21 protein-coding genes are annotated in these 20,242 nt (G+C 53.5%); 4 read left to right on the top strand and 17 right to left on the bottom strand.

The genetic code is table 11. The features are described 5' to 3' along the window. Positions 1-38 precede the first annotated feature (38 nt). The 9 genes from nirB to FPL14_RS18285 form a co-directional block, all read right to left on the bottom strand. Positions 39-2,447: a nitrite reductase large subunit NirB gene (gene nirB, locus FPL14_RS18320; RefSeq protein ID WP_182299135.1), complete on the bottom strand. Its 2,409-nt coding sequence runs from the start codon at positions 2,445-2,447 to the stop codon at positions 39-41. 325 nt (positions 2,448-2,772) lie between these two features. Next, positions 2,773-3,003 (bottom strand): cold-shock protein, encoded by a 231-nt coding sequence (locus FPL14_RS18315; protein WP_182299134.1) that lies wholly within the window; start codon positions 3,001-3,003, stop codon positions 2,773-2,775. Between the two features lie 77 nt (positions 3,004-3,080). Continuing rightward, positions 3,081-3,281, bottom strand: coding sequence for a cold-shock protein (locus tag FPL14_RS18310; protein ID WP_041059099.1), 201 nt, complete (start codon positions 3,279-3,281; stop codon positions 3,081-3,083). 292 nt (positions 3,282-3,573) lie between these two features. Next, entirely contained in the window at positions 3,574-5,052 is a 1,479-nt protein-coding gene (locus FPL14_RS18305) for an S-layer homology domain-containing protein (protein ID WP_182299133.1), read from the bottom strand. 241 nt (positions 5,053-5,293) lie between these two features. Then, positions 5,294-5,983, bottom strand: coding sequence for a response regulator transcription factor (locus FPL14_RS18300; protein WP_182299132.1), 690 nt, complete (start codon positions 5,981-5,983; stop codon positions 5,294-5,296). Continuing rightward, positions 5,980-7,455 (bottom strand): sensor histidine kinase, encoded by a 1,476-nt coding sequence (locus FPL14_RS18295; protein ID WP_182299131.1) that lies wholly within the window; start codon positions 7,453-7,455, stop codon positions 5,980-5,982. The genes FPL14_RS18300 and FPL14_RS18295 overlap by 4 nt, the downstream gene beginning before the upstream one ends. Before the next feature lie 307 nt (positions 7,456-7,762). After that, a complete protein-coding gene (locus FPL14_RS30570; RefSeq protein WP_324617935.1) occupies positions 7,763-8,317 on the bottom strand; it encodes an amidohydrolase family protein in 555 nt (184 codons plus the stop codon). Between the two features lie 5 nt (positions 8,318-8,322). After that, a complete protein-coding gene (locus tag FPL14_RS30565; protein WP_324617817.1) occupies positions 8,323-9,057 on the bottom strand; it encodes an amidohydrolase family protein in 735 nt (244 codons plus the stop codon). Beyond that, positions 9,054-10,226 (bottom strand): amidohydrolase family protein, encoded by a 1,173-nt coding sequence (locus tag FPL14_RS18285; RefSeq protein ID WP_182299130.1) that lies wholly within the window; start codon positions 10,224-10,226, stop codon positions 9,054-9,056. Before FPL14_RS18285 ends, FPL14_RS30565 begins: the two co-directional genes overlap by 4 nt. 89 nt (positions 10,227-10,315) lie before the next feature. On the opposite strand from FPL14_RS18285, the gene FPL14_RS30810 reads away from it, so the two are divergent. After that, a complete protein-coding gene (locus tag FPL14_RS30810) occupies positions 10,316-10,441 on the top strand; it encodes an EspF repeat-containing protein (protein WP_182299129.1) in 126 nt (41 codons plus the stop codon). Positions 10,442-10,493: 52 nt separating this feature from the next. Here the strand turns inward: FPL14_RS30810 and FPL14_RS18275 are convergent, their stop codons facing one another. Both FPL14_RS18275 and FPL14_RS18270 read right to left on the bottom strand, forming a co-directional pair. Beyond that, positions 10,494-10,769 carry a MoaD/ThiS family protein gene (locus FPL14_RS18275; RefSeq protein WP_182299128.1) on the bottom strand — a complete coding sequence of 92 codons (276 nt, stop codon included), beginning with the start codon at positions 10,767-10,769 and terminating at the stop codon, positions 10,494-10,496. After that, positions 10,759-11,871 carry a WD40/YVTN/BNR-like repeat-containing protein gene (locus FPL14_RS18270; protein WP_182299127.1) on the bottom strand — a complete coding sequence of 371 codons (1,113 nt, stop codon included), beginning with the start codon at positions 11,869-11,871 and terminating at the stop codon, positions 10,759-10,761. The genes FPL14_RS18275 and FPL14_RS18270 overlap by 11 nt, the downstream gene beginning before the upstream one ends. Positions 11,872-12,001: 130 nt before the next feature. Between FPL14_RS18270 and FPL14_RS18265 the strand changes: the two genes are divergently transcribed. Beyond that, the gene (locus tag FPL14_RS18265) at positions 12,002-14,044 is read left to right on the top strand and encodes a molybdopterin-containing oxidoreductase family protein (RefSeq protein WP_182299126.1); all 2,043 of its coding nucleotides are present in this window, start codon (positions 12,002-12,004) and stop codon (positions 14,042-14,044) included. Positions 14,045-14,101: 57 nt separating this feature from the next. Here FPL14_RS18265 and FPL14_RS18260 read toward each other — a convergent pair whose 3' ends face one another. The 3 genes from FPL14_RS18260 to FPL14_RS18250 all read right to left on the bottom strand — a co-directional run bounded on the left by FPL14_RS18260 (position 14,102) and on the right by FPL14_RS18250 (position 15,896). After that, positions 14,102-15,166 (bottom strand): acyl-CoA dehydrogenase family protein, encoded by a 1,065-nt coding sequence (locus FPL14_RS18260; RefSeq protein WP_229263568.1) that lies wholly within the window; start codon positions 15,164-15,166, stop codon positions 14,102-14,104. A 39-nt stretch (positions 15,167-15,205) separates the two neighbouring features. Further along, a complete protein-coding gene (gene infC / locus FPL14_RS18255) occupies positions 15,206-15,694 on the bottom strand; it encodes a translation initiation factor IF-3 (RefSeq protein WP_182299125.1) in 489 nt (162 codons plus the stop codon). Positions 15,695-15,755: 61 nt separating this feature from the next. After that, complete coding sequence (locus FPL14_RS18250; RefSeq protein WP_407644623.1) at positions 15,756-15,896, bottom strand: hypothetical protein; 141 nt, start codon at positions 15,894-15,896, stop codon at positions 15,756-15,758. 361 nt (positions 15,897-16,257) lie between these two features. Between FPL14_RS18250 and FPL14_RS18245 the strand changes: the two genes are divergently transcribed. Together FPL14_RS18245 and FPL14_RS18240 are read left to right on the top strand one after the other, a co-directional pair. Then, positions 16,258-17,322: an LLM class flavin-dependent oxidoreductase gene (locus FPL14_RS18245; protein WP_182299124.1), complete on the top strand. Its 1,065-nt coding sequence runs from the start codon at positions 16,258-16,260 to the stop codon at positions 17,320-17,322. Between the two features lie 153 nt (positions 17,323-17,475). Next, entirely contained in the window at positions 17,476-18,534 is a 1,059-nt protein-coding gene (locus FPL14_RS18240) for an LLM class flavin-dependent oxidoreductase (protein ID WP_182299123.1), read from the top strand. Between the two features lie 5 nt (positions 18,535-18,539). Here FPL14_RS18240 and FPL14_RS18235 read toward each other — a convergent pair whose 3' ends face one another. From FPL14_RS18235 to FPL14_RS30555, 3 genes are all read right to left on the bottom strand, one after another. Beyond that, positions 18,540-19,289 carry a GTP cyclohydrolase II gene (locus FPL14_RS18235; RefSeq protein WP_182299122.1) on the bottom strand — a complete coding sequence of 250 codons (750 nt, stop codon included), beginning with the start codon at positions 19,287-19,289 and terminating at the stop codon, positions 18,540-18,542. An 83-nt stretch (positions 19,290-19,372) separates the two neighbouring features. After that, on the bottom strand, positions 19,373-19,633 hold the full coding sequence (locus tag FPL14_RS30560) for a RidA family protein (protein ID WP_324617934.1): 261 nt from the start codon (positions 19,631-19,633) through the stop codon (positions 19,373-19,375). Beyond that, entirely contained in the window at positions 19,591-19,830 is a 240-nt protein-coding gene (locus FPL14_RS30555) for a RidA family protein (protein ID WP_324617816.1), read from the bottom strand. Before FPL14_RS30555 ends, FPL14_RS30560 begins: the two co-directional genes overlap by 43 nt. Positions 19,831-20,242 lie beyond the last annotated feature (412 nt).

Raw genomic sequence — 20,242 nt, 5'->3', positions numbered from 1 at the left:
AGACTTCTTTGTCTCTCTGGTAACCGTCATACGAACGATTAAGTTAAAGGTACGAAGGTTTCGTTCAGCTTCTTCTCTTCGATGATTTCTTTCCAAGGGTCTTTCATGAGCCCTAACGTCTTATCGATTCGTTCGTTCAAGGCGATCCGATCCTCTGGCTTTTCCAACGCCGCTTTGATCGTATCCAAGCCGAGACGTTCTAGCCACTCGGCAGTCCGTTCGTTATATTTGCCCGTTTCCCGATAATATTGGAGATATGCGCCGGACCATTCAAGAACTTCTTCTTCCGTTTTGACTTTGCAGAGGAGGTCCGTTCCCCGCAGCTTCGTTCCTCCGTTACCTCCGACATGCAACTCCCAGCCGCCGTCGATCGCGATAATGCCGAAATCTTTAATCGTCGCTTCCGCGCAATTCCTCGGGCATCCGGATACGGCCATTTTGACTTTAGCCGGCGTATTCAATCGTTCGAATTTCTTCTCCAGCTTGATCCCCATGCCCATCGCGTCTTGGGTTCCGAACCTGCAGAACGTGGAGCCGACGCAAGTCTTCACGGTGCGGAGGGATTTACCGTACGCGTAACCCGAAGGCATATCCAAATCCGCCCACATCGCCGGCAGGTGCTCCTTCTTGACTCCAAGCAAATCGATTCGTTGCCCGCCGGTCATCTTCACAAGCGGAACTTCGTATTTATCCGCGATTTCCGCGATTTTCATCAAATCCTTAGGCGTCGTCACGCCGCCGTACATCCTAGGCACGACGGAGTACGTGCCGTCCTTCTGGATATTCGCGTGATTGCGCTCGTTAACGAATCTCGACTCTCTCTCGTCCTCATGCTCCTCCGGCCATACCATGCCGAGGTAGTAGTTGACGGCCGGCCGGCACTTGGAGCACCCTTCGGGATTGTTCCATTCCAGAACGTTCATGACTTCCTTGGAGGTCGTCAAATGCAACCTTTTAATGGCCTCGACTACTTCATCGCGTCCCAATGCCGTACAACCGCAAATGCCTTCTTTAACGCTTGTCACGCCGTCAGCGCCAAGCACGTAAGCGAGCACGTCGGCTACGAGCGGCTTACAGCCGCCGCAAGAACCGGAAGCTTTCGTGCACGCCTTGATTTCGTTGACGCTTGTGCAGCCTTTTTCCTTGATCGCTTGCACGATGCCGGCTTTGCTGACCCCGTTGCAGCCGCAGACGATTTCGTCGTCGCTCATCGCCGCTACAAGGTCTACGCCCGACTTCGCGGAACCGCCGGCGCTCGCTCCGAGAAGCACTTCCTTCTCTTTGCCCGTTACGTCCTCTCCGCTGCGGATCATCGCGAACAATCGCGACCCGTCTGCCGTGTCCCCGAACAGTACGGCCCCGATGACCTTGCCGTCCCGGATCACGACTTTCTTATAGACGCCGTCCAGTTCGTCCTGGAGCCGTACGGCGCGCGTATCCGAGCTGTCTTTGAATTGCCCCGCCGAGAATACGTTAACTCCCGACACCTTGAGCTTGGTCGAGACGACCGAGCCTTGGTACCCTTGCGTGTCCACGCCGGCTAGACGTTTCGCAAGGACAGCCCCCTGTTCATACAGAGGAGCGACCAAGCCGTACGAAATCCCGCGATGTTCCGCGCACTCTCCGATGGAGTAAATATTCGGAACGTCCGTTTCCATAAAGTCGTTAGCGACGATTCCGCGATTGCACTCGATCCCGCTGGTCTTGGCCAGCGCGGCATTCGGCCGAATGCCGACCGCCATGACGACCAGATCCGCCGCCTCTTCCGAGCCGTCCGTAAATCGCAAGCCCGTAACGCGCTTCCTGCCGAGAATCGATTCCGTGTTCTTGGAGAGCAGGAACTTCATTCCTTGCCCCTCTAGCTCGCGTTGCAGCATCAAGGACGCCGGTTGGTCCAATTGTCGATCCATTAAATAAGGATGGATATGGACGACGGATACTTCCATGTTGAGGTTAAGCAATCCGCGAGCCGCTTCCAAGCCAAGCAGCCCTCCTCCGATGACGATCGCTTTTTTATATTTTTTAGCCGTAGCTATCATGGTTTCGCAGTCTTTAATGTCGCGGAAGGCGATCACGCCTTCCTTGTCCGCGCCCGGAAGCGGGAGCATAAACGGCAATGAGCCCGTCGCGATGATCAGCTCGTCGTAAGGAACGCTAATTCCACCGTCCGTGCGGACCAGCTTCCGATCTTTGTCGATATGGGTTACCGTTTGCCCGGTATGCAGCGTAATATGATTTTCCTCGTACCATGACCAATCGTTAATGACGATGTCCTTCATATCGGCATCGCCCGCGAGTACGGAGGATAACAAAATGCGGTTATAGTTAGGATGCGGCTCGCTGCCGAATATCGTAATGTCGTAACGGTTCGGAGCAAGCTTCAGCAATTGTTCGATACAACTAACCCCCGCCATTCCGTTACCTACTAGTACAAGTTTCTTCTTCATGTCAGCAGCCCCCAACCTATTATCTAACACAAATTGTCATGTAATAGGAATTAATATCGTTCTACGACTTAAATTATGTCATAAATTCTAACATAATTCAATAGCTACTTCACCTTAACCCCCTCGTTTTTCAACTGTTTTCATTAAGGATAACGCATCTCAATCCCTGTTTTATCAACGTCTTATTAAATACAGGAAACGTTTTCCCCCTTTCCCCAAATGACGTTAAGCGTTTTCATAAATGCGCGGATTATGTAACTTAATATGACATATATAAAAAAGAAAAAGAGCACCTCTCGCGGTGCTCTTCTACAAATATGTTTGGTTATCCGATTGATACGCCTTTACGAGAGGATTTCTGATCCCGGCTTGTATTCACTAGCTGCGGCAGCATCTTCATGCCGCTCTTCATCGGCTGGTGGCAGAGCCCGCAGGTGGGCGCTGTTTCGAAAGCGAAATTGTCTCTCATCCACCCGTTGCAATCATCACTCGTACAGGACCAGATTGCCGTCATTTCTTCAGGAATTTCTTCGAACACTTTTTTCCGTGAGTACATGGACGAGCCCCCTTTTCCATTAGCATAACCAAAAAAAATGCCCTTAACTAACCGTTAAGGGCATTTTTACACTGGATTTACAGTTTAACAACGTTCTCCGCTTGTGGTCCGCGGTTGCCTTGTACCACGTTGAATTGAACGCGTTGTCCTTCGTCCAAAGTTTTGAAGCCTTCACCCGTGATCGCGCTGAAGTGCACGAATACGTCGTTACCGCCTTCAACCTCGATGAAACCGAAGCCTTTGTCTGCATTGAACCATTTCACTGTACCTGTTTGCATTTAAATTCACCTCCAACTTCTATTGCCTCATGAACTTTTTTATTCATACGAATAAAAAATCCACAACATGGCTAGGGTTTAATTCAAAATTATAACCCTTTCCATTTTGTGAATCCAGGTCACGATTTCGATAGTTTTTACTATAACAGGTTCCCTAATAAAAAGCAAACTTAATTATCACCTTACGTAATCATTCGCACAACCCCTTTTTCCCTGGAACGATAACCAGCAACACTCCGACTTCAAGCGTTGCTGGTATAGGTTGCCCTTCTAATAGCGGAATATACGTTTCTTACCTTCCGAGATTAACCGCTTGAGCAACGGTTGCCCAGTCTCCTATAGGAATAACGGTATACTCCTTGTCCGCTTGCAATTGACCGCCGTTAAGAACATCGAACATGCCTGCCGCGCCTTTGCGGGACTGGAATTTATATTGCGCAGACAGCTCAGTTCCGTCGTCGGCTTTCAGAGTTACGCTACGTCCGGCGAACAGTTCGTCTTTAGGATCCGCGGCCAGCGTGACTTCAAGCGAAGTCGCGCTTAACGATTTCGCGCTCTTGATAACGAGCGGAGCAGCTTCCCGGGCGACGAATGTCGGATTCTTCAAAACGAACCAATCCGCCGCTACGGTATAGGAAGTCCCCGCTTTTAACGTCTGTCCTGAAGGCAATCGGAATTTCGCCGCTTGACGACCGTCCGTCGCTTGGGTGAACGGCACGTATGCCGCCACGATCGGCTCCCCGCCTTGCGGAGTGATCGTTACGCTGCGATCTCGGAGAGACGAAATAATCTGATAGGTTTGGCCGTTGTAACGATTGTTCTCGTCGAGCGCGAAAGCTTGGGAACCGCGCCCCCCGGCATAAGCTTTGATCACGTTACCGTAATCCGTCACTCCGTCGGTAATCAACGACTCTACCTCGAACGTATCCGACGTAACGGAGCGCACGGAATCCATGCGGATATTCTCTTGGCTCGAAGTGAACGAACCCGCTGCTTTGCCCTTGTAGGAGAACGTATAGGTCGTAGCCGCTTTCTGAGTCGTTACCGGCACGATATAGGTAGAAGTAGAACCGCTTTTCAGGCGGGGCACGTTTACGATCTTCAAGTCGTTATTGAACGTCAGATTCTGTTTGGCCAGATCCAAGTTCGCTTCCTCTTCGGCGATCGGCTTGGACAGGACAAGCTCTACCGCGATTTTGCTAAGCGACTTGACGCTCATCACCTTAACCGGCGCATTAACCAGAGCTTCTTGCGCGGCGACAACGACTCGTGCGATCTCTCCGCGGGTCACGACAGCTAGCGGGGAGTATTGAGGCAACCATGAAGTCACGGTCGCCATATCTATCTTCGTAATACGCGAAACGACAAGCGCAAGCTGCGCTTGCATGACGGGAGCCGTCGGCTTGAACGCCGAGGCCGACGTTCCGTTCATGATGCCGAGTCCGCTGACGACGTTAATATAAGGGGAATGCCAAGCTCCGCTAGGAACGTCCGCGAAAGACTTGGCCGCCGCGTTTCCTAGCTCCAGCTTAAAGGCGAGCTTCACGATCTTCGCCAACTCCGCTCGGCTTGCTTGTTGCTCGGGTTTCAACCCTTGCGTGCCATAACCGTTCAATACGCCTTGCTTAACCAGCTCGTTCATAGCAGCTTCGCTGTTGGCGACAGATGCCGCATTCGTCGTAACCGCTTCGGCCGCGAATGCTTGTCCGGCGACAGTAGCGCCCATTGCCGCGACTAGCGCCAACGCGGGAATTTTTTTATTGATTTTCATGAGGTGAGTCACTCCTTCGTTTATTGTGAATCGTGCTAACAGATTTCATCATAAAGGGTCATTCTAAATTCGCCCTAAACGGGATATTATCCATTTCTTAAATCCATCCAATCATTTGATTAAATCGTTGGCAGCACGCCCCGGCACCACCGCCTAACGCAAATAAGGGACCTTCCGACAAGTCGAGTAGACTTATTCGAAAGATCCCTTGCGCGACGACGATTTGACTTTTTTCGGACAATTACACCGTAAAACGGTACCCCGCTCCCCACACCGTCTCGATATATTGCGGATCGGACGGGTCGGCCTCTATCTTCTCCCTCAGCTTGCGGATATGGACGGTAACCGTCGAGAGATCCCCCGCCGCGTCGAACCCCCATAGCTGCTCGAACAGATGCTCCTTGCTGAACACCCGGTTAGGATGATCGGCGAGAAAAGTAAGCAAATCGAATTCCTTGGCCGTAACCGTAATCTCCTTGTCGTTGACGAATACGCGATGCGCGGCACGGTCTATTTTCAACCCGCGGATGTTGATTTCGTTCAATTGCGCAACCGGGTCGCCCCGCAGGCGGTCGTAACGGGATAAGTGCGCCTTCACCCGGGCTACCATCTCGCCGGGACTGAACGGCTTGATCATGTAATCGTCCGCCCCTAGCCCGAGAGCGCGAATCTTGTCCAACTCTTCTTTTTTGGCGGAGATGAAGATTATAGGGATGTCTATCTTCGAACGAATCGTTCGGCATACCTCGAAACCGTCGGCTTTGGGCAGCATGACGTCGAGCAGTATCAAATCGTACTGGCCGGTTAGCGACTGCCTGATCCCCGCATCCCCTTCCGCGACGATATCCGCCGCGAACCCGCTGATCTCGAGATAATCCCGCTGAAGTTGGGCAATGCTCGGTTCGTCTTCTATGATTAATATTTTTTTCAACTATCCATCTCTCCTTCCATCCGCTTCAACGTGAACGAGATGGTCGTCCCCTCGCCTTCCCGGCTCGTTGCCCGAATGTTGCCGCCATGCTCGTGAATGATTTGTTTGACAATGGCAAGCCCTAGTCCGCTTCCGCCCGTCTGCAAGCTCCTCGATTGCTCCGCCCGATAGAACCGCTCGAAAATATGCGGAACCGCTTCCGCTTCGATTCCCGGACCGTTATCCTCTACCTCGACGAGGATTTCATCGCGCTTCCGGGCGGACATTGAGATCAGAATTTCCTTGTGCGGTTTGTCCATATACTTCACGCTGTTGTCGGTAATATTGAACATCGCCCGCTTCAGCTTATCCCGGTCGACTTTGGCATACAACGGACCGTCATGCGGAGGGAGGTATCGAATGGAAATTCCCCTCTCGGCCAGATCCATCTCCAGCTCCTCGACCAAATCCTCCATGTATCGCCCGATATTCACCTTTTCGAAGTTAAACGGAACTTTCCCCAGATCAAGCTTAGAGAACAAAAACAACTCGTCGATCAATCGATCCATCGCGACGGCTTTGGAATAGATCGTCGACAAATAAACGTCCAGCTTGTCCGGCGTATTAGCCACGCCGTCCCGAATCCCTTCCACATAGCCTTTAATCGTGGTGATCGGCGTTTTCAAGTCATGCGAAATATTCGACAGCAATTCTTTGCGATTCTCCTCGTACTGAAGCTGCAGCCCGACCGACTGTTCCAGCCTCCGCCGCATTTCCTCGAACGAGTGAAACAATTGCCCGATTTCGTCCCGAGAGCCTTTTCGGACCTCGAACGCCAGATCTCCTTCGCGTATTTGATCCGTTGCCCGCTTCAGTTCCTTAAGAGGATTCACGATGCTGCGCGAGACGTAATAATTGAGCAGACCGTTAACGAGCAACGGCAATATCAAGAGCAATGCGATCATGGCCGGGAACCATTCGCTCGTCATCTCCCCGTAAGGGCTGACCTGCTTAACAATGTAGATGCTTCCCGGGGTTTGGTTAGGAAATAAAAAATCGAATTTCACGTAAGTGAAAAACCGATCGTCAGCGGACCACGTCCCCCGAACGTTAATGTTGACCATCTCGTATGCCGGCAGTTCAACTTCCGTTGCGATCATCCCGAGCGCCGGCGTCGCGTATAGGATACGATCGCCCTCCCTTACGATAAGGCCGGACTGCACCGAAGGCAACCGGACGTCCAGGCCGGACAACAATTCCGTGTCGTGCAGGCGGTCCGGGGTTTTCTTGGCTAAGTATCGCACTTCGTCGAACGCGTTTTGCTCCTCGATGGATATCGGTTTAAGCGCGTATTGCTTATCGAAAAGATTGCGGACCCCGGTCCAATCTCCCGTTATGGCTATCGCTACCGTTAGTAACAACGCCAATATCGACAGCACGGATACTAGCATCATAACCGTGTAAGAAAGCAGCATTCGCCTCCGGATCGGCATCGGCACTCCCCGTTTCCATAAGTATAAAATGAGAGTTCAAAAAGTCGGGTTTTCGGCACCCTTCGCAAAGACGACTTTTCGAACCCCCTTTCGAAAGGCGGCACTCCTTCACAGGATGCCCTCCGATCCTATACTATAGGACAGAAATTAATCGCATCTAAATCGGTTATTAAATTTTTATTAATTGGGGGCAGGGTTGGAGGGGATGCGAGGCGGTTTGCGCAGGGAATTGAGGCTGTAGTCTGCTGAACCAATGAAGAAAGAGACGAGCGATCCGTCGATCGCCCGCCTCTCCGCCCTATTTATTCTAACGCCGACGAATCCGATTGACGTTCTCCTCATGGCCGGTCGAGGGATCGTATACCTTCGTCTTGGCGACCGGCGTTTCCGCCAGCACTTTACCGCCGCGGACGGCCAATTTGACCGCGGCTTGCGTCCGCACGCATTCGAACGCATCGGGCGCATCCATCAGAATAAGATTAGCCGGACGACCAACGTCAATCCCGTATTCCTCCGATCCCAAACCCAAAGTCTTAGCCGCATTGACCGTAATCAAGTCAAGAGATCGCAGAATATCCTCGTATCCGAGCATGTGGCACGCATGCAAGCCCATATGGAGCACGGGCAACATACCGGCCGTTCCGAGAGAGTAGAACGCATCGAGGAAATTATCGTGCCCGAGGCTAACGTTGATTCCCGCTTCGAGCAACGGTTTAATACGCGTAATTCCGCGGCGAACCGGGAAGGAATCGAACCGCCCTTGCAAGCTGATATTGGACAACGGATTGGCGACGATGTGTATGCCGGATCGCTGCAGCACTCCGAACAACTTAGCCGCGTAAGCATTATTGTAAGAGTGCATCGCCGTCACATGACTTGCCGTCGTCCGGTTGCCATCCCCCGGAAATAAGCTTCCGCGGCTACGACCTCGACGAATCTCGCATGCTCGTCATCCGTCTCGTCGCAGTGAATATCGACGAAGCGGCCATAACGCTCCGCAATATCGAAAGCAGCTTTAACCGACTCGACGCCAAGCTCCCTGGTCATCTCGAAATGGGGAATGCCCCCGATTCCGTCAGCCCCCAACTTCGCCGCCTCTTCCATGAGCTCCAAGGAACGGGTACTGCCCATCAAGCCCATCTGCGGAAAAGCGACGACCTGGATGTCCACCCAGCCTTTCATCTCGTCGCGAAGCTCCAGCATCGCTTCAAGGGAAGTCAGCTTCGGACCGGATACGTCGGCATGGACGCGCACATATTGAATCCCTTGCGCGGCTTGCCACTTAATCGTCCGAACGGCTCTGCTCTTGTAATCCTCTCGCGTAGCCGAAGCTTGGCGTTCGCCGTTGAGCTCGATGGCATCGAACAACGTTCCGCTCCGATTCCAACGAGGTTCCCCGGCCGTAAGCGCCGAATCATAGTGCAGATGGGAGTCAATGAACGGCGGCAGGACGAGCCCGCCTTCCGCGTCGACGAGAGCCATCCCTGAACCGTCCGCGTCGGACATCTCCTCCATCCTCCCGATCGCGGCGATCTTACCGTCCCGCAACCGAATGAAGCATAACCCCTCTCTATCGCGAAGAACAGCATTTACGATGATCATTTGTTCAAGCCCCCTTCGAATCGCCGGCCCGCGACCGGCTTGCCGCCGACGATAACCCATTCGCGCGGCGGAGCGGATGCCATCGCATGCTCTAGATTCATGGCGTCGACGAGGACGAAATCCGCGGAATCTCCGACTTTCGGCGAGAGCTGCTTATCGGTTCCGTACCGGTAAGCCCCGAGCAACTGTTCGTCTTCGACCCAGTAACACTTCTCCGCCAATCTGCCAAGACGCTCCAGCATATCCCCGCTCCCGAACGGAGACCACGCGTCCAGCACATTGTCCGTACCTACGCGAACATCCACGCCCATGGACGACAATTGCGGCACGTTAAGCATCTGCCGATCGATCGGCACGCTCGTAATGACAGATACGCCTTGTTCCCTAAGCTTATGGCCGATATCAGCCGATTCCGCTTCGGTAATCTGCCCCAGACCCCAAGCATGGCTAACCGCCACCCGGCCTTGCAGTCCGGTTTGCCCGGCATATTCCGCCATTCGCTCGATCGTATACACGCCGAGATGACCCGGATCGTGGAGATGGATATCGACGCCCGCGTTGAATTCCGTCGCCAATCCGAACACCTGCTCCAAACAAGGTTCGATGCCGCGATCCAAGCCACCCGGATCTACCGCTCCTACCAGATCGGCTCCGCTCTGCATCGCTTCCCGCATGACGCCGTAAGAACGCGAACGAAGCAGCCCTTGCTGCGGGAACGCCACGATCTCGATATCCATGAGGCCGCGATACTCTTCCCGTACTTTAAGAACCGCCTCCAGATGCTTTAACCCGAGCTCGGGATCGACGTCCACATGCGTTCTGATGCGCGTTGTCCCGTGGCTTAGCATGAGGTTCAGCAAAATGCGAGCCCGCTCCTCTACGGTGCCGCTCAAGGAAGCCAGCAGTTCCTTCTCCCTATGCAATTGATTAGGAAGCGTGTCGATCCTCTTGCGCGACCGCCAACGCTCTCCGATAAAATGCTTATCCAAATGGCAGTGCATATCGGCCAACGTAGGCATATACAGCAAACCCGCCGCATCCCATTCGCCTTCCCCGATCTCCGGAGTCCGATCCCCGCGATCAAATTCAACACGAGTGAATTTGCCCCCATCAATCTCCAACTCGTACAGATCGGAATCGATACGCACTCTCCTGAATTTCTCGATCAACTTTTCCAACCTCCTATTTGCGACCCCGAGTCCCTTACGCGCGCTGATCCCTTACGGATGTAAGCCCCAGGGGTTTTAAACAAATACAAGTGTATCACAATTACCGCCAGAAAGCTGACCCCTATGAGTGCGTTGAAATGGCCGAACACCGTATTCCAGCACCGGAATGGCCTTTTCCAACGTTTCCCCATAATCTCGCTTCCGTTGATCGTTAACTCGCCTAAACGCAAAAAAAAAGAGCGAGGATGAACTCTCGCTCTCGCTTTTTTATCCGCCGGACACCAGTTGCATGACGGCCAGCCGGTCTCCGGGATGAAGAGGGACATCCAAGCTTTCCAGCCAATCGATATTCTCATTGTTGTAGCATAACAGCACGTGTTTCCTGACCTTGCCGCTCTCGTCGTACAGGTGCCGTTTCAACAGGGGATAATCGTCTACCAACCGATCAAGCGCGCCCTGTAGAGTATCGGCTTCCAGAGAAAACTTCGCGCGCCCTCCCGTACAATCCGCAAGCAAGCCCGGCACGACGACTTCAACCCTCATCCTCCGCCTCCACGATCCACGGTTTCACCGATAAGATTCGCGATAGTTGACCGGGAAGCCTCTGCCAGCTCTCTCCTCGATCCAAGGAGCAGAACAGCTCGCCGGACGTCGTACCGAAATAAATGCCATAAGGCTCCAGCGAGTCCACCGACATAGCGTCCCTTAATACGCTGACGTGTCGCTTCTCCTCAGGGAGCACGTCGCCGATCGGCAGCCATTGGGGCTCGTCCCTATGCCTGCGGTAGACAAGAAGCCTGCCGTCTCTCATCGACCTCTGCTCCGAGCTTTCCAGCGGAATAATGAACAGATCCCCGGTAGGCGATACGCAGAACGGAAATCCGAACGGCTCATCCCCCTCTTTTAATACCAACCCTTCTTCATAGGGCGTCCAGTTATCCCCGCCGTCCTCCGATTTGAATACGCCGCAATGCTCCTGCATGTATAGAACATCCGAGCATTCCGGATCGATAGCCATTTTATGAATGCAATACCCGACCTCGTCGTAGGGTTGTCCCGTAGGAACGCGAGCAAGGCCGGCGTTGCGGGCTTGCCAAGTTTGCCCTCCGTCCTCCGATCGGAATACGCCTACGGCCGACATGGCGACCCATATTCTCTCCGGGCGATTCGGGTCGACGATGATCGTGTGCAGACACATGCCGCCCGCTCCGGGAAACCAACCCGGACGCGTCGGATGGCTCGTTAGCCCGCTTAGCTCCTGCCAAGTGATTCCACGGTCGCGGCTGATGAATAGACCGGCCTCTTCTACTCCCGCGTACAAGATATCCGGTTGCGATGAAGCGCCTTGAACAAGCTGCCATATCCGATTCAACTTAAAGCCGCTCTCCTCCGAATAACGCGGACCCTCCTCGATCTGAGTCCAAGTCTCTCCCGTATCGTAACTCACTCGTATGGACGGACCGTAAACCGCGTGGGAGGTTCCCGCGAATATCGCATTCCCGTTACGGCTATCTCCAAGTACGCTATAAACCTCCCAACCGTTCAAGTACGGTCCGCTAAGCTTCCAATCCTTTCTTTGCTCGTTCGAGGAATAGACGAATAAGCCTTTGTTCGTTCCGACTAGCAGATTCACTCTTTTAGCCAAGCGATTTCCTCCCTTTACCTACTTGATGTACAAACATTCGTTCTATAGGTAAGGATTTCCTTTTTTCGAAACGGATATTTCCGCATATTATTTTACGGTATACTGGTTTAAGGAATGGAGCGTGTAGCGAATGTCGGCAACAACCACGAAATTTACGATTGCTCGGTCGGTCTGTCCTTTCGACTGTCCGGATACTTGCAGCTTAAACGTGAAAATGGATCAAGACGTCATCGTTTCGATTGACGGAAATCCCGACCATCCGGTCACGCAAGGCGCGATATGCAACAAAGTCCGGCACCTCAACGAACGCGTCTATCATCCCGATAGGCTAATGTATCCGATGCGAAGAGTCGGGCCTAAAGGGACCATGGACTTCGAGAGAATCAGTTGGGAGGAAGCTTACGAGGAGATTGTCCGCCGGTTGCGCAACGCGATAGCGAACAAGGGGGCGGAGACGATTCTGCCTTACAGCTTCTATGGAAACATGGGCATCCTCAACGCCGAGGGCATGGATCGCCGTTTCTTCCATCGCCTCGGAGCGAGCCAGTTGGAACGCACGATCTGCAACGCGGCCGGATCGGCAGGTTATCGTTATACGATGGGCGCCTCGGCGGGAATAGATCCCGAGGATACGATTCATTCGAAGTACGCGCTCGTCTGGGGTTGCAATCTGGTCTCGACTAACATGCATCAGGTCATGTATCTGAACGAAGCCCGCAAGCGCGGCGCCAAAATCGTTCATATCGACGTCCATCGGAATAGAACCTCCGCGTGGGCCGACGAGTTCATCCCGATTATCCCGGGCACTGACACGGCTTTGGCATTAGGGATCATGCATGTGCTTATCCGGGAGAAGCTGACGAACGCGGAGTTTATCGGGAAGTACACGAAGGGGTACGAGGAGCTCGCCGCTCAAGCTGCGCTATACCCTCCGGAGCGCGTAGCGGAAATTACGGGCATTCCGGCTGACGTTATCGTCAGACTGGCCTGCGAGTACGGCAATGCGTCTCCTTCGTTCATTCGGATCGGCAACGGTTTGCAGCATCACGACAATGGCGGCATGGCCATCCGTACGATTGCTTGTTTACCCGCTTTGACCGGACAATGGGGTATTCCGGGCGGCGGCGCGATCAAAGGAAACAGCCATTATTCCGCGGTGAACGCCTATAAGTTAGAGCGCCCCGACTTGATGCCGGATCGAAACGTCCGTTCCGTCAACATGAACCGGCTCGGGGAAGCGTTATTGGAAGCCGATCCCGCCATTGATTTTCTATTCGTGTACAACAGCAATCCCGCCGTCGTCGCGCCGGATCAGAACCAAGTTCGCCGGGGCATGATGCGCGATAACCTGTTTACCGTCGTTCACGATTTGTTCTTAACCGACACTTGCCTTTATGCGGATTTGGTACTGCCGGCAACGAGCCACTTCGAGAATCTTGATCTATTCTCCTCCTACTGGCATTTATACGTTCAATTGCACGAGCCGATTATCGAACCGATGGGAGAATGCAAATCCAACTTCACTCTGTTCAAGGAGCTCGGCTTGCGAATGGGCTTCGAACCGGAAGCGTTCGACTTGACCGAAGAGCAGATGATCCGGCAAGCATTGGACCGCAACACGCCATACTTGAACGGACTCACTTACGAGGAACTCGCGCGGAACGGCTGGGCGAAAATGAAGCTGGAAAGCTCTACGACGTTCCCGGAGAAAATTCCTACGCCTTCCGGCAAGTTCGAGCTGTATTCGGAGGCGATGCTGAGGGCCGGACTCCCTCCCGTACCCGAATATACGCCGATTAAGGAGCCTGGGGAACTGCCCTTCCTGCTCGTGACCGGTCCTAACCACAGTTACATCAATTCAACCTTCGGCAATCAGGACCGACTAAAGCGGTTGGAGAAGCAGCCGACCGCAGATATGAACGCCGAGGACGCCTCGGCCCGGGGACTTCGGCAGGGAGATCGGGTGCGACTATGGAACGACCGAGGCGAATGCCGGATTACGGTCAAAGTCGCGAACAACGTGCTGCCCGGCGTACTCGTATGCCAAGGCTTATGGTGGGAGCACGGCAACGAGGGCGTTCAAGCCGTCAACTCGCTGACCTCGCAGCGATTAGCCGACATGGGCGGCGGCGCCACCTTCTTCTCTACTCGAGTCGACATCGAGAAAATATGATGAAAAAGGCCAGGAGAAGAATCCTTCTCCCGGCCTTTTGACTTTATAGCTACATTTTTACGCCGGAACGAGCACCGAATGCTGGGTAACCGTATGAAGATCCCGCCAAATTCGGTTGATCAGGTTATCCTCCATCAAGACAGCCATCCCCAGCAGCGGAAAAATCGCATGCGCATATGCTAATGTACTTCTAGCCAAACCTTGGCTAACCTCTCTAACCTCGCGCTGCTGCTCCTCCGTCATAAAGCCCACGCTAACGAAAAGCTCCCATGTACGCTCGACCGTTCCATAGAATCGTCCGGCAACGGATTCCAGCTCTTGCTCTTGTTCATCTAGCGCACGAAGCAATCCGCCCAGACGCTCGGGACGGGAATGCGACCATTCCTCCCGCTTCGCATCGGCGAATGCGCGAGCCTCCTCCAACAAATGCCTGCATATCCCGAGACTGACCGCGGCGAAAGACGTTTGGGCGAACGGCATGAACGGGTACTTGAAAATCGGATCGTCAAAATTAGGAGCGCTCATGATATCGAAAGTACGTTCCGCCGGAACGAACGCGTTATCCACCGCAATGGAATGGCTCTCCGTCGCTTTCAATCCGAAGGAATTCCAATCGCGAATCACGTTCACTTGATCGGGCAAGAACGCGAAGGAGCGAATCTCCGCCTCTTCGCCAGACTCCCCTTCAATGCGGCAATTAGCGGTGAACACGCTCGCGTAAGTCGATCCGCTGCAATATTTCCATTGCCCGCTCACGACGTAGCCTCCTTCCACTCTTCGCGCGATTCCGTTGGCATGGCCGCTGCCCGCGACGACCGCGTTCGCGCCGCTAAACAGCGCTTTGGCTTGATCCGGCGGCAATGTCGCCGAGAAGAATCCTCCGCCTGAGCCGATCGTAACCAGCCATCCGAAGCTTCCCTCGATCCGCGACGCCTGTTCGAACACGCGCAACGCTTCCGGTAAGGGGAGCATCAAACCGTTCAAGTCTTTGGGAACGAATAGTTTGAATAGCTTAGCTTCATAAATAAAGTCCAATATGCGCGGGGTCAATCGCCCCGCATGATCGCCATGATCGGCGTTCTCGCGTATTTCGCGTACGATAGCTTCTGGGAATGTCATCATGTTGTTATCCTCGTTTCTGTCGGTCCGCCGATCTTCCGCTCACAACGGATTGACCTGGACGGCCGCTTGTTTGCCGCTGACTTGAATTCCGGTTTGTTTGGTGCCGCTTGCGGCCAGATCCTTCAGCAATCGTTCCAACAATTCCTTCGCTTTAGGACCTTCCTTGCCTTGTATTTTGACGACCAGCTGAACCGCGTTGCCCGAAGCGAGCAATTTCTCGGCTTGCCGGCATTTCGTGTCGTAATCGTGGTCTTCGATATTCGCCGTAAGCCGGATCTCCTTTACCTTCAAAGGCTGATCCTTCTTGCGCTCGTCCTGCTTTTGCTTTGCCGCCTCTTGCTTGGCCGCTCCTCGCGCGACTAACTTGCAAGGAGGGGGGCTGCTGAACAACGACGTGCACGCCAAATCCACCTTAAGCTTGCGAGCCATAGCCAACGCCTCGTCCCGCGAGACAATGCCCAAATCCTCTCCGTTAACTCCCGTCAACAGCACCTCTGACGCTTTTATTTTCTCGTTCAGAATCATCATGCAGCCTCCAACTCCGTCCTATGCTCTCCGGCAATCCTTATCGAACATCCGTAATGTCCACCTATGGCCACGCCATACCGGCCGCTAACGCCGCGCCGAGCACGGCAACCACGTAGAAGGCAAACACGGCATCCCGATAAGAGTAGCCAATGATATAATAATAAGTTCTCTTAGCTTCCCCGGCAAACCGCTTCGCTTCCATCGCCACGGCGATCCGGTGAACGCGCCTGATGCTCTGGGCCAGAAGCCATTAAAAAAAGCCTGCCCTTAAAGGGCAGGCTAGCGCACGGCATCATAAAGCATGCTCGACAATAACGTCTCTACGCTGGCATTACCCAGATCAGATCGACGGTCAGCGGCACGAGGCCGCAATCTCAGCCCGACTTCATCAAGCACCCGTTTATTGCGATTCAACTTCTTATAACTTATATCAACAGTAAACTTTCGGCAATACGAATATTACTTTGAACCTCCGTCTTGTATCAACTTCAACATTTACTTACTTTAGTTGAGAAGCAATAATTATTATAGTAAACTATAGATATTGAGGGAGGCGAATGACAATGGCCGATTCGGCAATGAATATGGAAATTGGAATCAGTACGTTTTTGGAAGCGACGCAAGATCCGGTGACGGGCAAAGCCTATAACCATGCCCAGCGGATTCGCGATGCTGTAGAGGAAATCGTGCTCGCGGATCAGGTGGGACTTGACGTGTATGGTATCGGGGAGCACCATCGAGCCGATTACGCCGCGTCTTCGCCAGCCGTCATTCTAGCGGCCGCGGCAAGCATGACCAAGCGGATCAGGCTTACGAGCGCGGTTACCGTGCTGTCCTCGGACGATCCGGTTCGCGTCTATCAAGCTTTCTCCACCTTGGACGGCATCTCTAACGGCCGGGCGGAAATCATGGCAGGCCGCGGTTCGTTCATCGAATCGTTTCCTCTGTTCGGATATAGCTTGGACGACTACGATGAGTTGTTCGAAGAAAATCTAGAGCTTCTCCTGGCTATCAGAGCCTCGGAGAAAGTCACCTGGCGCGGCGGTCATCGTCCGGCCATCCAGAACCGCGGGGTGTACCCCCGTTCCGTGCAGAACCCTCTTCCGGTATGGATCGCAAGCGGCGGAAATCCGGAGTCGGCCGTACGCGCGGGAACGCTGGGTCTTCCTATCGCTTTCGCCATCATCGGCGGAATGCCCGAGAGGTTCGCCCCTTTAGTTAATCTCTATAAGGAAGCCGCCGCGCGAGCGGGCCACAACCCGGACGCGTTGCAGATCGCGACTCATTCCCATGGATTCGTAGGAGAGACTACCGAGCAGGCTGCCGACTTATTCTTCCCTTCTACGCAAGCCCAGATGAACGTCATTGGACGCGAGCGGGGCTGGCCGCCTTACGACCGCGGAGCTTTCGACGCCGCGCGCAGCCTTCGGGGCGCCCTCTATGTCGGAGATCCCGAATTCGTCGCGGAGAAGATCCTTTTGTTGCGCCGCAATCTAGGAGTCACCCGGTTCTTCCTGCACGCGAACGTCGGCACGATGCCGCACCGCGAAGTGCTGAAAGCGATCGAGCTGCTCGGCACCAAGGTCGCGCCGATCGTGCGCAAGGAGCTTGCCCGGAGCGTGGATTAAGCATAAACAAGGCCCGAATTCGCTCGCTTAATGAGCCGATTCGGGCCTTTTCCCACGGAAGAAGTAATGTCGAAAGATTTGTTGGGAACATTATTACGGGCAGCGGCTTAGGCTACAGCATTCTCCCCTGCGGGAGATTGAAGGAGAGAGAATATGGAACTCGCAAAATCAGGCATGGAAATCGGCTTATATACGCTTGGAGATATCGTACGGGATCCTCATACCGGCCAAACCATAAACGCAAAGCAGAGGTTAAGGGAAATCATAGATTCGGCTAAGCTCGCGGATGAAGCGGGGCTTGACGTGTTCGGGGTCGGAGAGCATCATCGTCTGGACTATGCGGTATCCGCTCCTCCGGTTGTTCTAGCGGCCATCGCCCAAGCAACCAAACGAATCAAGTTAACTAGCGCAACCACCGTGCTAAGCACGGTTGACCCCGTGCGGCTGTTCGAGGACTTCGCTACGTTGGATTTGCTCTCGGACGGGCGTGCGGAAATCATCGCCGGCCGGGGAGCATTCCTGGAATCGTTCCCCTTGTTCGGTTACGGCACGGAGGATTACGATAACTTGTTCTCGGAAAATCTGGAGCTCTTCCTGAAGCTTAACGAAACGGATAGAATCACCTGGAGCGGCCATTTTCGCCCGTCTTTGACCGAAGCCGAAATCGCGCCCCGCCCTATCCAAAACCGTTTGCCCCTATCGATGGGAGTAGGAGGCACGCAGAAGAGCGCGGCTCGCGCCGGAAAGCTGGGCATTGGCATGACCGTCGCTATACTCGGCGGAGATTCCGTGCGATTCATGCCGCTTGTCGAAGCCTACCGCCAAGCGGGTATCGAGGCCGGCCATGCCGCGGAGGATCTCAAGTTAAGCATAACCGGGCATGGATATCTCGCCAAAACGACTCAACAAGCCAAAGATGAATTTTATCCGTATTATGCCGGTTATCGGTCAACGGTCGATCGCCAGAGAGGAATGGACTTCGGGATGTCCCGGTCCGACTTCGATCGAATGACGGATCCGGATACCGCGCTATTCGTGGGCAGCCCGCAGCAAGTCAGCGAAAAAATCCTTCGTCAATACGAGCTGTTCGGACATCGGCGTTTTGTCGCTCAAATCGATATCGGAGGCATACCGTTTAAGAAAGTGGCAGCCGGCATCGAACTGCTTGCCGCGGAAGTGGCTCCGATCGTTCGCAGGGCGACGAGCAAATAACGGAATCAGTCGTTCGGGCAGCTGCCGCTTGCGGCCAGATGTCCGGACCGATTGATCTTGGTCTGCAAATACTTCTCGTTGAACTCCGAAACGTTGCCCCATAACGGCACTCTGCCCGACAAGTCCATACCGGAGCTCCTCAGGGCGTCTAGTTTCTTGGGGTTATTGGTAATCAGCATGACCGGCTTAGAACGCAGGGATTTCAAGATCCGGATAGCGTCTCCGTAATTCCGTGCATCGTCAACGAAACCGAGATTCAAATTGGCTTCCACGGTATCGTATCCGTTCTCTTGAAGAACGTAAGCCATAGCTTTGCTGAAAAGCCCGATCCCTCTTCCTTCATGGTTGGCGAGATAGAACAAAGCGCCGGTCCCGTGCTCCACGATCATCTTCAACGATTGCTCCAATTGGAAGCCGCAATCGCATCTTTGGCTGCCGAAAATGTCTCCCGTATGGCAAATGGAGTGCATTCGAATTAGAGCCTCTTCATTGGAGGCGAAATCCCCGTAGACCAGAACGCTGGATTGCTGCATTTCAGCCAAGTTAACGGAGGATAATTTCTCGATGATTCGTTCGAAATGATTCGTCACCTCTTCGCATTGCAGCCAACAATACCATTGGAACGTCACGGTTTCTCCGTCCAAGCTCACGGGCAGTTGAATCGGGCCGACTAGATAAAGGGCGTCTTTGTCGCTTTTAATTAATTTGATTTTCTTTTCCAGAATGGAGATGACTTTCTCTTGAAGCACGGACATAAGATGACCCCTTAGAATCGAGTTTTTGATACCTAATATTTCTCGGATAAAGTAGTAATATTCGTTAACCGAATAACTGCCCCCTACTCCTCGATCTCGAAAATGGAGTCAATGATAATCGGGAGATTATTCCTCACCGACACGGCCCCGAAGACGGAGCGCGCGTGCAAGCCCTTGTCTCCGAACACGTCCAGCATCAAGTCCGAACAGCCGTTCAATACTTTATGGTGCTCCTCGAATTGCGGATCCGCGTTCACGAAGTCTTGAATTTTTACGACCCTTTTGACCTTATCCAGAGAGCCTAGAGCGGATTGCAGCACGGCGAGCGCTTCGATTCCGGCCAGCCTGGCGAACCGATACCCTTCCTCGGTCGTGAAATCTTTGCCCAGCTTGCCCTTCGGATTGCCGGCGGCCCTTTCCCCGAAAGAAACAACAGACCGTTAACCTGAACAAAGTTGGCATATTTGGCGGCAGGCTCGCTTGCCTCCGGCAGTACGATTCCAAATGCCATTAATCTCTCCGTTGCCGTTTGCCCAATCATCTTCGCTCCTCCTTCTTGTATCATGCGTTTATAGTAAGGATAATCGATCCGTTTTTGGATTCCGGCACGTCTCCCTTGTTCTCGATCGACTCGATGAAAAACAAGCCAAGATCGATAGATGCCGTAATTCCTCCTCCGGTAAATACATCCCCGTCCCTCATCGCGTGTACTTGGACGACCTCCTGTCAATAAAATAGGTTACGGACCGAATTTAACGGCACGCCATGCCGTTATTAGACAACTCGAACCGGGTTTCCTCCTGTTAGCGGCACGTCGTGCCGTTATTTCAGTGGAGTGCTCGGGATTTGCGGGGTTGGCTACGATTTAAGGGCACGCCATGCCGCTATTGGGCAACTCGAACCGAGTTTCCTCCCATTAGCGGCACGTCGTGCCGTTATTTCAAAATCGCGTC

The organism is Cohnella cholangitidis (assembly GCF_014107495.1).
Classification (GTDB): Bacteria; Bacillota; Bacilli; order Paenibacillales; family Paenibacillaceae; genus Cohnella; species Cohnella cholangitidis.
The sequence above is the reverse complement of the archived record's forward strand: the minus strand, read 5'-3'. Positions and strand labels throughout refer to the sequence as shown.

Coding starts and splice junctions, on each gene's coding strand:
- FPL14_RS18295 (WP_182299131.1), bottom strand. CDS start 7,455: ATGCCGATCCGGAGGCGAATGCTGCTTTCTTACACGGTTATGATGCTA.
- FPL14_RS30570 (WP_324617935.1), bottom strand. CDS start 8,317: ATGCACTCTTACAATAATGCTTACGCGGCTAAGTTGTTCGGAGTGCTG.
- FPL14_RS18245 (WP_182299124.1), top strand. CDS start 16,258: ATGGCCGATTCGGCAATGAATATGGAAATTGGAATCAGTACGTTTTTG.
- FPL14_RS18310 (WP_041059099.1), bottom strand. CDS start 3,281: ATGCAAACAGGTACAGTGAAATGGTTCAATGCAGACAAAGGCTTCGGT.
- nirB (WP_182299135.1), bottom strand. CDS start 2,447: ATGAAGAAGAAACTTGTACTAGTAGGTAACGGAATGGCGGGGGTTAGT.
- FPL14_RS30565 (WP_324617817.1), bottom strand. CDS start 9,057: ATGATCATCGTAAATGCTGTTCTTCGCGATAGAGAGGGGTTATGCTTC.
- FPL14_RS18235 (WP_182299122.1), bottom strand. CDS start 19,289: ATGTCCGTGCTTCAAGAGAAAGTCATCTCCATTCTGGAAAAGAAAATC.
- FPL14_RS18315 (WP_182299134.1), bottom strand. CDS start 3,003: ATGTACTCACGGAAAAAAGTGTTCGAAGAAATTCCTGAAGAAATGACG.
- FPL14_RS18240 (WP_182299123.1), top strand. CDS start 17,476: ATGGAACTCGCAAAATCAGGCATGGAAATCGGCTTATATACGCTTGGA.
- FPL14_RS18260 (WP_229263568.1), bottom strand. CDS start 15,166: ATGATGACATTCCCAGAAGCTATCGTACGCGAAATACGCGAGAACGCC.
- FPL14_RS18265 (WP_182299126.1), top strand. CDS start 12,002: ATGTCGGCAACAACCACGAAATTTACGATTGCTCGGTCGGTCTGTCCT.
- FPL14_RS18275 (WP_182299128.1), bottom strand. CDS start 10,769: ATGAGGGTTGAAGTCGTCGTGCCGGGCTTGCTTGCGGATTGTACGGGA.
- FPL14_RS18250 (WP_407644623.1), bottom strand. CDS start 15,896: ATGGAAGCGAAGCGGTTTGCCGGGGAAGCTAAGAGAACTTATTATTAT.
- FPL14_RS30555 (WP_324617816.1), bottom strand. CDS start 19,830: ATGATTGGGCAAACGGCAACGGAGAGATTAATGGCATTTGGAATCGTA.
- FPL14_RS18305 (WP_182299133.1), bottom strand. CDS start 5,052: ATGAAAATCAATAAAAAAATTCCCGCGTTGGCGCTAGTCGCGGCAATG.
- infC (WP_182299125.1), bottom strand. CDS start 15,694: ATGATGATTCTGAACGAGAAAATAAAAGCGTCAGAGGTGCTGTTGACG.